The sequence below is a fragment of the Amycolatopsis sp. NPDC034160 genome (assembly GCF_055575355.1).
Genome location: NZ_JBVISU010000004.1, coordinates 357,461 through 370,672 on the forward strand (window position 1 = coordinate 357,461; position 13,212 = coordinate 370,672).

Here is a 13,212-nt window from a genome sequence, read left to right on the forward strand (position 1 = left end):
CTGCGATTCGACGGGTACCGACACCCGGCGTTCTCGCGGACCAGCCCGGTCCTGGAGCAGAAGATCATCCGCGACAGGTTCAGCACGTCGGCGACAGGTCGCCGATTTCACCCGGCACGGTGAGGGCGTCGCTGTCGTCCTGAAGTGAGCAGGCCGAAAGCTCGGGAAGGCCGCGACCGTTTAGGATTTGCTTCACATATACGGTTTCCGAAACGGTCTGCTCTCCGGTCGGCGCCCGGTGTCCGCGGCCTGGAGGTTTGTGCTCATGGAAACGCAAGATCCGCCGTCGGGTGCCGGCGACGGTGGCCAGGACCTCCTTGACGTCGTGGGTGGTTCGCCGGTCGTCGTGTGGCAGGCGGATGCCCGGAGTGGTGCCTACTCTTTCGTGTCCGAGGGATGCCGGCGCCTGCTCGGGCATCCTGCCGCCGCCTGGCTGGCCGATCCGGCCTTCGCGGCTTCCTTGGTGCACCCGCAGGATCGCGGGCGCTACCTCCGCGTGCGCGCCCAAGGCCGGACCCGTCACGACTACGACCTCACCTACCGCGCGATCGCGGCGGACGGACGGACCGTTTGGCTTCAGGAGCTGGGGAGGGTGCTGCCGGGGGGCGTCGTCAGCGGTGTCCTGCTCGACGTGTCCGGGAGGCGGCTGGAGACCGAGCGGCACCAGTTCCTCGCCGAATTCGAGCGAGGGCTTCAGGAACTGGAGGACGCCGAGCAGGTCATGGCGTACGCGGCCCGGAGCCTCGGCGATTACCTGGGCGCCGATCGCTGTGCCTACGCCGAGGCCGAAGACGACGAGGATCACTTCCTGATGAGTGGCGACCATGCCACCGGTCTTCCGCCGTTGCCCGGCCGGTTCGCGATGTCGGAGTTCGGGAAGGGGTGCATGCGCGCGATGCGGGCCGGTCTGCCGTGGGTCGTCGCCGACAGTTCCGAGGACGACCGCCTCGAAGCATCGGACCTGAACGCCTATCAGGTGACCGGCATCCGGGCTGTCATCTGCGTGCCGCTGCTGCGCGGCGGCCGGTTCGTCGCCGCGATGGCCGTCCACCAGGCCACGGTCCGGCACTGGACGGACGCTGAGATCGGCCTGGTGGAAATGATCGTGAACCGTTGCTGGGAATCCATCCAGCGTACGCACGCCGGCCGGGCGCTGCGAGACAGCGAGCAGCGTTACCGGCTACTGGTGGAACGGGCGACCGACGCGATCTGGATGCTGGACCGCGACCTCGTATTCGACGAGATCAATCCGGCGGCCTGCGAACTGCTCGGCTACTCCCGTGAGGAGCTCATCGGCATCCCGATCACCGACCTGCTCGAGAACGACGGAAGCAACCGCTGGCGGGAGTTCGTCGCCGATTTGGGCAAGGTCTGGGAGACCAGCGATGTTCACCATTTCCACCGGGCGGACGGAACCAGCGTCGCCCTCGAACTGAGCATCCAGGCCACTCCGTCCGGGGTGCAGGCGATCGGTCGCGACGTCACCGAACGACGTCGCCGCGAAGCCGAACGCGACCTGATGCTGCAACGCGAACGCGACATCGCGGAGACCCTTCAGCAGAGCCTGCTGCCCCGTGAACTCCCGGCACTGCCCCGGATCGCCGCCGCGGCACGCTATCTGCCAGTCGCCGCCCACGCGCAAACAGGCGGAGACTGGTACGAGTTGATCTCACTGGGTGGCTCCGTGGTGGCGCTCTCGGTCGGCGATGTCGTCGGCAAGGGACCGCAGGCCGCGGCGATCATGGGCCAGTTGCGCAGCGCACTGTCCGTCAGCCTGCTCGACGGGCATGGGCCCGCCGCGGCGCTGCAACGTCTCGACGCGTTCGCCGCCCGCACCGAGGGAGCCTCGGGCACCACCTGTGCGTGCTTGACCCTCGACTGGGAAACCGGCGAATTGCGGTGGGCCCTTGCCGGGCACCCGCCGCCCGTGGTCGTCGACGGCTCCAGCGCGACACTGCTTCCCGGTGGAGGCAGCGTGCTGGGCGGGCCGCGACGCTCACGCTACCGAGAGGAAACCGCGACCCTGAATCCCGGGGCTTCGGTGCTGCTGTACACCGACGGCTTGATCGAACGGCGCGACGAGCACCTCGACGAGGGGTTGCGACGGCTGTGTGAAACCTTGACGGACAACCAGTCCTTGTCACCGGAACCGCTGGTCGCGACGATCATCGACAGCCTGCTCGACACCGGGCAGGAAGACGACGTGGCCGTGCTCGGGCTCCGGCTGATGCCACCGCCGCTGCGACGCGGCCGAGTCGCGGAACCCGGTATCCTCCGGGAGCTGCGCGCGGAGGTCATCGACTGGTCACAACTCGCCGGTATCTCCGCCGAGTTGTACCAAGACCTGAACCTCGCCCTCGTCGAAGCCGTCGCGAACTCCATCGAGCACGCCTACCCGCAGACCGCCGGCGACGTCACCTACGCGGTGGCCAGGACCGCCACGGGCAAAGTCGAGGTCGTCGTGACCGATCACGGCACCTGGCGCCCCGAACCGGCCGACAACGGACATCGCGGCCGCGGTATCCGGCTCATCAAGGCGCTGGCCGAAGAAGCCACCATCGCCCAGGACGAGCACGGCACCACAGTCAGGTTCCGGATCGCCCCGCAAACGACATCGGCCGCGAGGACGGTGCCCCCGGTCTTGGCCGGTGAAACATCCATGAACGTGTCGGTGGACGGTACGCCCGACGAACCGATCCTGCGGTTGACAGGCGACTTCGACCTGGCGACCACCGCCGACGCGAGGCCGACTCTGCTCCACAGGATCGAATCCGCCGACGTGCCGGAACTCACGATCGATCTGACCGGAGTGCGTTACCTCAGCAGCTGCGGCATCGCGCTCTTGCTCGACGCCGCAGGGCTGGCGTCTGGACTGGACAAGACGTTGACGGTGTTGACAACGGCAGGTTCCATGCCGCTGCGGATTTTGGAGCTTGCCGGGCTGACCGGGCCCGGTAGCGACCCTCTCACCATCGAAACCGTGCCGGCTCCTTCGACGAACTGACCGAGGGCCGCATGATGCCTCACGAGGCGGTCGTGTGCCGGGCCCTGTGTTCCTTCTGATCGGCGGCGCCGGGGCTTCTCCAGGAGACTGAGCCGATGACCGAACCGTTGGCTCGCGCGGTGACGACACCCTTGCTTTATCTGTTCATCTTGGGTGATGTGCTGGGCGCGGGAATCTATGTCCTCATCGGGCAGATCGCCGGGGTGTCCGGGAGCGCGGTGTGGGTACCGCTGGTGGTCGCGCTGGTGCTGGCCATGCTCACGGCGGCGTCCTACGCGGAGCTGGCGACGAAGTATCCCCGGGCCGGTGGCGCCGCGCATTACGCCCACCGTGCGTTCGGGCCGTTCACCGGTTTCGTGATCGGCTTCTGCATGCTGGCCGCCGGGGTGGTCTCGGTGGCCGCGCTCGCTCGCGGCTTCGGAGGCGATTACCTCGGGGAGTTCGTCGATCTGCCGCCCGTGCCGGTGATCGCCGTGTTCCTGCTCGTGCTGGCCGCGCTCAACGCCCGTGGCATCAAGGATTCCTTGCGTGCCAACATGGTCGCCACGCTGGTCGAGACCGGCGGTCTGGTGCTGGTGATCGGGCTGGGCCTCTGGGTCATCGGACGAGGGGATGCCGAACCCGCCCGGCTCGTCGAGCTGGGTACCGCGGAGCGCGGGCCGGTCGCCGGGGTGCTGGCAGGCGCCGTGCTGGCGTACTACTCGTTCGTCGGCTTCGAGACGTCGGTGAATGTCGCGGAGGAGACCAAGGACCCCCGCCGTTCCTATCCACGGGCATTGTTCGGCGCGATGGCCACCGCCGGCCTGTTGTACCTGCTGGTGGGGGTGGTCGCCGGCGCGGTCGTGCCTGCGTCCCGGTTGGCCGAGTCGAGCGGGCCGCTGCTGGAAGTGGTGCGCGTGGCCGGTGGCGTGCCGCCGTGGGTGTTCGGCGTGATCGCTCTGGTGGCCGTGGCCAACGGCGCGCTGCTGACCAGCATCATGTCTTCCCGGCTGGCCTACGGCATGGCTCGTGATCGGCTCCTGCCGTCGGTGCTGACGAAGATTCTGCCCGGCCGGCGCACTCCGTGGGTCGCGATCGTCGTGACCAGCGGCATCTCCTTGGGATTGGCGCTGACCGGGGAGATCGCCGTTCTCGCCTCCACTCTCGTCCTGTTGCTGCTCATCGTGTTCGCGGCGGTGAACACCGCGGTGCTGGTGCTGCGAAAGGACACGCAGGAGAGCCCGCACTTTCGCGTGCCTTCGGTGCTTCCCGTGCTGGGGCTGGGATCGTGTGTCCTGCTGGCAACGCAAGTCGAGGCCGCCGTATGGCTGCGTGGCGGTGTGCTGGTCGCGGTCGCCTTGCTGTTGGCGGTGGTGCACACCGTGGTGACCCGCCGACGTGCACCGCACCCCGACGCATCCCACGCCGACCGAACAGGCGGTTGAGCGGCGCTTATCCCGGCGTCACGTCGCTGGCTGCGGATCTCAGCGCGCAACGGCAGTCGGTCGAGGCGAATCTCTTGGCTCCAAAGTTATCGCCGCGCGCGTCGCGCCGGATCATGAGCGGTCGAGCGCTGGTCGCCGCGGTCAAGGGCATGACGAACGCCGAGGACGGGAGCTTCCCGGTCCTCGGCGTGGTGACGTGGTGCCACAGGTCAGTGGTGGGTGCGCAGTTTGCGCAGTCCCCACGTTTGCAGGGCGGCGAAGCCGGCGACGGTAGCGGCTTGCAACACTGTCCAGGTCGTGCCGATCACGTTCGTGCCGAGGACACCGAACGCGGCGACTCCGATGCTGACCAGTGCCCACAGCAGGTTCGCGCCGATCACCAGCTTCGTCATCGACGCCGACGGTTTACGTTGTGCGGCCAGCCCACCGACCGCGAGTCCGTAGGCCGCCAGGAAGGCGCCGACGCCGAGCAGCAGGCCCGCGCTGGTGCCGAGAAGTTCGGCGACGGGTCCGGAGGCGACCAGGTAGATCAAGCCGTTGCCGCCGGTCACGAGCGCGTCCAGCACGAGCACCCGGCGGAGGACCGTTGTGGCGGACGTGGTCGTGGCGTCGGAGGCCGGAACGGTTGCGGTGGGGGCGGTCATCTCATTCTCCTCTGTTCGACAGTGCGTAGTTGTTGAGCCAGGTGGCCAGGATCAAGGAGCGGGGATCTTGTCGAGGAAGCCGTAGACGCTGCGGATACGCCCGTTTTCGAAGACCGCGACGTCGAAGCCGACCACCATGGCCTCAGCGCCCTCCGTCCCGAGCTCCCAGGTGAACCGGGCCTGCTGGTGATGGATGTCGACGCCCTCGCCCAGGGTGAACGCGAAGCCGGGGAACTGGGCCTGGACCGCACCGATCGTGGCGTCGAGCTGATCGCGACCGTGTGCTTCCGCCATCGGATCGATGTAGCTGCAGTCCGCGGTCCACACCGCGTCGATCTTGGCGCGGCGTGTGGCCGGGTCGGTCTCGTTCCAGATCGCGAGGTAGTCATCGACGAGTTCGTTGAGGTCGCTCACCTGAGTGCTCCTTGCCGTGTCCTGCTTGCTTGTTCTTGCTGATGAGAACGTTAGGCAAGGTCAAGGGTCGAGGAATCAGTCACGGATAAGTACTTCTGGCAGGAGCGGCGAGCCGACATAAGTAAGGTTCGCGACATGCTGCACGGCCGGGACAACGAACGCCGCGTCCTCGACGAGCTGCTGTCGGCCGCGATGACCGGGCACAGCGGGGCGTTAGTGGTCTTGGGTGAGCCTGGAATCGGCAAGACCACGCTGCTGGACTACGCGGCGAAGACAGCGACGTCCGAAGGCGCGCGAGTGCTCCGCGGCAGCGGTGTGGAGTTCGAGGCCGAACTGCCGTTCGCCGGCCTGCAGCTGCTGCTGCGGCCGGCGCTGCGACACCTCGACGCGCTGCCGGAGGCGCAGGCGGCGGCGCTGCGCAGCGCCTTGGGCCTGGCCCCGGCAGGCGGCGGCGACCAGTTCCTGATCGGGCTGGCGGTGCTGTCCCTGCTCGCCCGTCTCGCTGAGGACAAACCATTGGTGTGCCTCGTCGACGACGCCCAGTGGCTGGACCGCGCCACGGTCGAGACATTGCTGTTCGCTGCCCGCAGGCTGGCCGAGGACGGCGTGCTGCTGGTCTTCGGCGCGCGGTCGCACTTTTCCGCGCAAGGCCTTCCGGAACTCAAACTGACTGGTCTGGACGCCTCGGCCGCCACCGCGTTGCTCGCCGAGCACGCTGACGATCTGACCCCGCAACTGCGCTACCGGCTGCTGACCGAAGCCGCGGGAAACCCGCTGGCGCTGATCGAGCTTCCCGCCGCTCTCGGTGACGCGGGCTCCGCCTTGGACACGCACCTGCCGCTGACGGAAAAGCTACGCGCGACCTTCAGCGCCCAGCTGGACCGCCTTCCCGAGGCCACGCGGTGGTTGCTGCTGATCGCAGCCGCAGAGGACACCGGTGACCTCGCGATAGTCCTGCCCGCGGCCGCAGGGTTCGGTGCCACGGTCGCCGACCTGCGTCCGGCCGAACTCGCCGGGCTGGTCGTCGTCGCCGACGGCACCATCGGCTTCCGGCACCCGCTGGTGCGGACGGCGACCTATCAGGGCGCCCCGCTGGCCGACCGGCTCGCACTGCACCAGGCACTCGCCGGCGCGCTCAGTGGCCCCGAACACGCCGACCGGCGCGCCTGGCATCTGGCCACGGCGAGTACCGGACCGGATGAAGCGGTGGCGGAAGAGCTGGAGCGGACCGCGACCCGCGCGGGCAGTCGCCACGGCCACACCGCCGCCGCGACGGCCTACGAGCGGGCCGCGCAGCTCAGCCCCACCGTTGCCGAGCGCGCGCGCCGGCTCGTGCTCGCCGCCGAAGCCGCCGCCGAGGCCGGAGAGGTGTCCAGGGCTCGTTCGCTGGCCGTCGCGGTGACCGAGCCGCCGGAGGATCCCGAGCTGCGAGCCCGCCTGGTCCAGGTCGACGCCCTTGCCCGGTTCGCCGAGGGGCGGGCGGGCGAAGCGCACCGGCTGCTGCTCGACGCGGCGAACCTGGCCGGGCTCGGGCAGGATCAGTCGCTGGACCTGCTGCTGGCGGGTTCCTATTTCGGCTGGTTCGCCGGACGGCGCGAACTGGTCGAGAGCCTCGACCGGCTGACGGCTCTGCGGCACGAACCGGGTGGTGCCAGGGGTGCGATGGCCCGGTTGCTCGTCGCGGCGATTTCGGTTCTCCTCGACCGCGACGTCGCGCCTGCCGACCTGGCCGCGCTCGGCGAGCAAGCCGGCCTGCACGTGGACGCACCGCACCAGCTGTTGCTGGTCTGCGGTCTTGAGCTGGCGACCGGCCAGGACGCCGCCGTGCTCTCGCTCGCCCGCCGGGCCGTGACCGAGGCCAGGGCGGACGGTCGGATCGCGCGGCTGCCGAACCTGTTGTTCCTGCTCGCCGAGGCGCAACTCGCGGTAAGCCTCCACCGCGACGCCCTCGCCTCGGCCACTGAGGGGAACCAGATCGCGGAGGACACGGGGCAGCACCAATGGCGTGGGATGCACGCCGGGGTGCTGGCCTATCTCACGGCCATCGAGGGCGACGACACGCGATGCCGCGATCTCGCCGACAGCGTGCTTGCCGCGCCCGATGGCCCCGGCAGCCACCGAGCGACCTGGGCCCTTGGTGTGCTCGACCTCGGCAGAGGGCGCGCCGCAGCCGCGTTGGCCCGGCTCGCGACGCTCGCCGAGTCACCGAGCGGCTACGGCGTCGCGGTGACCCGCAGCGTGCCCGACCTGGTCGAGGCGGCGGTGCGGCTCGGCGAGCCGCACCGGGCAGGTGAGGCCTTCGATCGGTTCACCACGCGCGCCAGGAGCATGCGCCAGGCATGGGCCGACGCCTTGGTCGCACGCTGCCGGGCCCTGCTGGGCCCCGAGCAGGAAGCCGAACACCACTTCACGACCGCGCTTTCCCTGCATGGCAAGGATCGACGGCCGTTCGAGCAGGCGCGAACCGAGCTGCTCTACGGGGAGTGGCTGCGCCGCGCCCGCCGCAAGGCGGAGGCGAGCACCCACCTGCGTTCCGCCAAGGAGACGTTCGAACGATTACAAGCCAGGCCGTGGCTCGAACGGGTGGAAGGCGAACTCAGCGCCACCGGAGTCACAGGCAGCGGCGGCGGGCACGCCGCGCTGCGCGGCCCGCTTGCCCAACTCACCCCGCAGGAACTGCAGATCGTACGACTGGCGGCCACCGGACTGTCCAATCGCGACATCGCCGCGCAGCTGTTCCTCAGCCCGAGAACGGTCGGACACCACTTGTACAAGGCCTACCCCAAACTCGGCGTCCAATCCCGCGCAGAACTCGCCGGCCTCACCCTGCGCGACCCTGCCGCCACTTAGCGCGCGGCCGGGGAGCGCGGCGGCGGCCTGCGTCCGTTCAGGTGGCGGTTTTGTGGCGTCCGATCGACCGGCATGACGAGCGAGCCGGCGTCGCTGGGTTGAATCAGTTCGGAAGCTTGATCCATTCGAGTGAACTGGGCGCTCACCCGGCCAGCTGATCTTCAGTGGGTCGTCTTCCGGATACGTGGCTATCCCGGGTCGGGCGTGCAAGGTGGGAGTTCACCAGATCCGACGTGAAATTGTCCGAAACCTGTCTCTAACTGGTTTTCCGGGTCGGCAGAAAGCCGCTGGAAAGCAGCGATGATGTGTCATTGCCGGTGTTCTTCGGCAGGGTAGAGCCGGTCGCCGGTCGAAAGGCTATTCGAGCGTGATCGAAGATTGACGCGCTTCCCGTTCGGGTCCAGGCCGACCGCGTGGTGCTCGCCCTTGCCGACGTCGAGCCCGAGATAGACGGAGTAGCTGTGGTCCACCCGTGGTGCCTTTCGTATCGTCGCCAACCGGTCGCCGGTCAAGCATCGACGGCCGGCAGCCACGTTACGACGAGACCTACCCGAAAGCGGCCGGGCCTGGCGACCGCAGCTCCTTGATCAAGAGCCACGAGGAAGGTAACGGGGGCGTTCTTTCGCTGCCGCAGCTCACCGCCTGGTCTCGTGGAGGTGATGCGTGGATCTTTCCGCTGACGGCCATTTCCTTCGCTCGGAGCGGTCCGATGTCGTGAAGATAATGATCACGGAAAGCTGGAAAGAGGAGTCGCCCGCGCTCGAGCGACTGGGCACTCCAAAATCAGGCCGTCGAAACAGTGGGTGGTTCGTGGCGTGCCTTCGAAATCCATCGCTGCGAATTCATCCGGCGACGAAACCACGCCCCACCCGACAGCCAAACGCACACATACGGTGCCGCCGCTTCCCGGCAGCACTTGAGCGGATCCTCATCGACATGCCGAACTCGGGCTCAATCACAAAAAAGGGTTTGCGCGGGGGCGCCGGCGGGTATTTGAGGCTGGCTACTCGGCGATGGGGCGGAGGTGGCGTATGCCGGGCGGGTACGCACGACTGCGGGCAGGACTGTTGGTGATCGCGCTGGCGGTGAGTGGCTGCGGCGGAGTCAGCTCAACGGTCGAAACCGGCGGGACCACACTCGTCACCATGGGATTCGGGGCGGGGGACGAGATCGCCACGACCCGGATCGCTTTGGCGGACAAGGTGATCGCTCCAGCTACGGTCAAGGTCGGCGGCAGTGCCTTCGACGCACAGCAGTTCCTGGCCGCGGTGGCTGCGGGGAACCCCCCGGACATCATCTACCTCGACCGCCAACTGCTCGGCACTTATGCGGCGCGGGACACCTTGATGCCGCTGGGCGAATGCGTCCGGGACAGCCAGGTGAAGATGGCGGAGTTCCGGGAGGCCGCGGTGGCCGAGGTGTCCCTGCGCGGTCAGCTGTACGGGCTGCCGGAGTCCTACAACAACCGCCTGATCATGATCAACGACGCGGTGGTGCGTCAAGCCGGTGCCGATCCGGCGGAGGTCGGCACCGCGGACCGGGCGAAGCTGGCGGCACTCACCCGGAGCCTCACCGGTCGCGATGGTGGCGGTGCGCTCACCCGGATCGGTTTCGACCCGAAGCTCCCAGAGTTCCTTCCGTTGTGGGCCAAGGCCAATGGGGTCACGATGCTCAGCGAAGACGGACTCAAGGCCAATCTCGACGACCCACGGCTGATCGAGATACTGGACTACACGGTAGGTCTGATCGAGGCGCAGGGTGGCTGGGGCAAGCTGAAAGCGTTCCGCGACACCTTCGACTTCTTCGGCGCGAAGAACCCGTTCGCCACCGGTCAGCTCGCCGCCGGGCCCATGGACGACTGGTACCTCAACGTGCTGGCCAACCACTCGCCGCAAATCAACCTCTCCGTCCGGCCGTTCACAGACCAGTACGGCACGCCGGTCGACTGGGTCACCGGTTCCGCATGGGCCATTCCGGCGGCGAGCAAGCACAAGAAGGAAGCGTGCGCCTGGATCGCGACGATGACCAAGTCGGATTCCTGGATCGCCGCCGCACGGGCACGGGCCGACGCGCGCAAGGCCGCCGGGAAACCGTTCACCGGGGTCTACACCGGAAACCGGGTCGCGGACGAGAAGATCTTCGGTGAACTGGTCAAGCTCGATGACAAACCGGCTTTCCGGAACGCTGTCAGGGCGGTTCTCGACGCGCAGAAAACGGCCTTCTCGATGCCGTCCTCGCCCGCCGGTGCGGAATTCAAGGCGGCCTGGCAAGACGCGGTGAACCGTGTGCTCTCCGGTGCCCAGAGCCCCGCTGCCGCGCTGCGCCAGGCACAGGCGGAGGCCCAGCGGGCGCTCGACCTCGCAGCGCAGCCCCGGTGAGCGCGGCCCTGCCCACTCGCGGGGCGAGGATACGGACGTGGGCGCGGGGCTTCCGGCGGCGGGAAACCTTGGCCGCGTACGCGTTCCTGTCACCGTGGATGATCGGCTTCGTGATCTTCATGCTGATCCCGATGGTGGCGAGTTTCGTGCTCTCACTGACCGACTACGACGCCCTGCGGGAACCGACCGCGGTCGGCCTCGCCAACTATCGCCAGTTGATGGAGGATCCCGACGTCCGTAAAAGCCTGACCAACACCCTGGTCTACGCGCTCATGTCGGTACCGTCGACGATGGCCGTCTCACTCGGGCTCGCCGCGCTGCTGGCCAGGACGGGGCGCCGGTCGGCCGGGATCTTCCGTACCCTCTTCTACCTGCCGGAGATCACCCCGAAGGTGGCCGTCGGCGTGCTGTTCCTGTTTCTGTTCAACGGGCAGGCCGGGCTGGTCAACGAGGTGCTCGGGCTGTTCGGTGTGCAGGGGCCGCAGTGGAGCACCGACGGTGCGTGGATCAAACCGGGGCTGGTGCTGATGCATCTGTGGTCGGTCGGCAGCACGGTGGTGATCTACCTCGCCGCGTTGAAAAGTGTGCCACCGGAGCTGTACGAAGCCGCGGAACTCGACGGAGCGTCACGGTGGCGCCGGTTCCGGCACATCACTGTGCCGATGATCAGTGGTGCGCTGTTCTTCACGCTCATCGTGCAGACCATCGCGGCGCTGCAGACGTTCGACGAGGCGTACACGGCGTTCTACGGCAACGCCTCCTCCGCCGGATACAGCAGCGATGCTGCCCTCTTCTATTTGATCTACCTGTTCCAGCAGGGTTTCCAGTTCCTGCACATGGGTTACGCCTCGGCCATGGCTTGGCTGCTGTTCGCCATCATCATGGTGATCACGCTGATCCAGGTGCGGCTGAGCAAGCGTTTCGTCTACTACGAGGGCCGGTGAGGCATGGTCGTCACGAGCAACTTGCCGCCGGTCGCTGAGCCCCTTCCCGACTCGACGCCGGAAGTGCACCGTCGCAGCCGTCGGCGCCCACTGGTGTGGGTGGCGCTGGTGGCCGCGTCGGTGGTGTTCCTGTACCCGTTCGCCTGGTTGTTGAGCGCGTCGGTGAAACCGGGCGATCAGGTCTTCGACAACGCGCTGCTCCCTCAGCAGGTGGTGTTGGGCAACTACGCCGAGATCTGGCGCGCGGCACCGGTGGCGGCCTGGCTGTTCAACAGCGTGGCGGTGAGTCTCGCCGCGGCACTCGCCGCCACGGTGGCCAGCTCACTGGTCTCGTTCGGCTTTGCTTATTTCCGGTTTCCTGGGCGCAACGCGCTTTTCGGACTTGTGCTCGCCACCATGATGCTGCCGGGCGCGGTCACCATGATCCCGGTGTACCTGATCTGGAACGAAGCCGGGCTGGCCAGCACCCAGGTGCCGTTGTGGGCGGGAAATCTGTTCGGCAGTGCGTTCTACATCTTCCTGCTGCGGCAGTTCTTCCTCGGGTTGCCGAGGGAACTCTTCGAGGCCGCGCGCATCGACGGTGCGAGCTACTGGACGTTGTTCTGGCGGATCGCGGTACCGCTGTGCAAACCGGCGATGGTGGTGACTTTCGTCTTTGAACTCAAGGCCAGTTGGTCGGATCTGCTGAAGCCGTTGATCTATCTGCGGGACCCGGCGTTGTACACGCTGCCGCGCGGCCTCAAAGCCCTTTCGGACCAGTTCGGCCAGGCAGGTGAGCAACAGTGGGAGATCGTGCTGGCCGGTAGCGTGCTCACGACGCTACCGATGATCATCGTCTTTTTCCTCGCCCAGCGGCATTTCGTGGACGGCATCTCGACGCGCCGCCGGACCGACTGAGCCCCTTCCCTCGTACCACGCCTTCCGGCTCGTGCAGGTCTTACCCGCAGGCGTTGTTCGGCGCTATGGCCACCGGCGACCTGCTGTACCTTTCGGTGGGCGTGGTCGCCGGCGCGGTCGTGCCTGCCTCGGCTGCCCGAGTCGAGCGGACCGATGCTGGATGTGGTGCGCGTGGCAGGTGGGATACCGCCGTGGGTGTCGGCGTGATCGCGCTGGTGGCGGTGGCCAACGGCGCGCTGCTCACCGGCTGGGGTGCTGGAGGCCCTTTGCTGCTGCTGGACGGCGCCCCACGGCTACGACTCGTTCAGGAACAAGAAGGGCGACTGCGTCCGCGCGGTCTTGACTCCTGCTCGACACAGGCAACTTGGCGAGCTTGTCCTGCGCCGTGCGCCAGCGGTATCGCGGGGCCACCCAGCGGAGCACGGGGCCTCCGACGACGAGAAGTGGTAATCGATGCTTCCGCTTAAGTGCGTCGGGCGAGAATCGGACAATCCCTCTCTTGCACACTGGAGAGCAGGTGGGCTCGACGGCGCGGACCTTCGTCGTTGGGCTTGACCTGCGGAAACGCCCGGTGCTAACCCGGTTCACGGGGCAATCGGGCCCGACCGCCACCTCGATCTTCGCTTTCATGGAGTAATCAAGGGCCAGCGCAGCCAC

At 67.7% G+C, this 13,212-nt stretch carries 9 protein-coding genes; 6 read left to right on the plus strand and 3 right to left on the minus strand.

The window, feature by feature from the left end; translation table 11 throughout:
- The first annotated feature begins 265 nt into the window (after positions 1-265).
- Positions 266-3,004, plus strand: coding sequence for a SpoIIE family protein phosphatase (locus tag ACZ54P_RS13235; RefSeq protein ID WP_465461755.1), 2,739 nt, complete (start codon positions 266-268; stop codon positions 3,002-3,004).
- 95 nt (positions 3,005-3,099) lie between these two features.
- Positions 3,100-4,428, plus strand: coding sequence for an APC family permease (locus ACZ54P_RS13240; protein ID WP_465461756.1), 1,329 nt, complete (start codon positions 3,100-3,102; stop codon positions 4,426-4,428).
- A gap of 209 nt (positions 4,429-4,637) precedes the next feature.
- Here the strand turns inward: ACZ54P_RS13240 and ACZ54P_RS13245 are convergent, their stop codons facing one another.
- Together ACZ54P_RS13245 and ACZ54P_RS13250 are read right to left on the minus strand one after the other, a co-directional pair.
- Positions 4,638-5,072 (minus strand): hypothetical protein, encoded by a 435-nt coding sequence (locus ACZ54P_RS13245; protein ID WP_465461757.1) that lies wholly within the window; start codon positions 5,070-5,072, stop codon positions 4,638-4,640.
- A 51-nt stretch (positions 5,073-5,123) separates the two neighbouring features.
- Positions 5,124-5,486, minus strand: coding sequence for a nuclear transport factor 2 family protein (locus tag ACZ54P_RS13250; protein WP_465461758.1), 363 nt, complete (start codon positions 5,484-5,486; stop codon positions 5,124-5,126).
- Positions 5,487-5,621: 135 nt separating this feature from the next.
- On the opposite strand from ACZ54P_RS13250, the gene ACZ54P_RS13255 reads away from it, so the two are divergent.
- Positions 5,622-8,336 carry an ATP-binding protein gene (locus tag ACZ54P_RS13255; protein WP_465461759.1) on the plus strand — a complete coding sequence of 905 codons (2,715 nt, stop codon included), beginning with the start codon at positions 5,622-5,624 and terminating at the stop codon, positions 8,334-8,336.
- 308 nt (positions 8,337-8,644) lie between these two features.
- On the opposite strand, the gene ACZ54P_RS13260 is transcribed toward ACZ54P_RS13255, so the two are convergent.
- Positions 8,645-8,806, minus strand: a complete 162-nt coding sequence (locus ACZ54P_RS13260; RefSeq protein ID WP_465461800.1) for a hypothetical protein — start codon at positions 8,804-8,806, stop codon at positions 8,645-8,647.
- 561 nt (positions 8,807-9,367) lie between these two features.
- On the opposite strand from ACZ54P_RS13260, the gene ACZ54P_RS13265 reads away from it, so the two are divergent.
- The 3 genes from ACZ54P_RS13265 to ACZ54P_RS13275 are packed head-to-tail and all read left to right on the plus strand — an operon-like array spanning position 9,368 to position 12,555.
- A complete protein-coding gene (locus ACZ54P_RS13265) occupies positions 9,368-10,714 on the plus strand; it encodes an ABC transporter substrate-binding protein (RefSeq protein WP_465461760.1) in 1,347 nt (448 codons plus the stop codon).
- A complete protein-coding gene (locus ACZ54P_RS13270) occupies positions 10,711-11,658 on the plus strand; it encodes a carbohydrate ABC transporter permease (protein WP_465461761.1) in 948 nt (315 codons plus the stop codon). Before ACZ54P_RS13265 ends, ACZ54P_RS13270 begins: the two co-directional genes overlap by 4 nt.
- Before the next feature lie 3 nt (positions 11,659-11,661).
- The gene (locus ACZ54P_RS13275; RefSeq protein ID WP_465461762.1) at positions 11,662-12,555 is read left to right on the plus strand and encodes a carbohydrate ABC transporter permease; all 894 of its coding nucleotides are present in this window, start codon (positions 11,662-11,664) and stop codon (positions 12,553-12,555) included.
- Positions 12,556-13,212 lie beyond the last annotated feature (657 nt).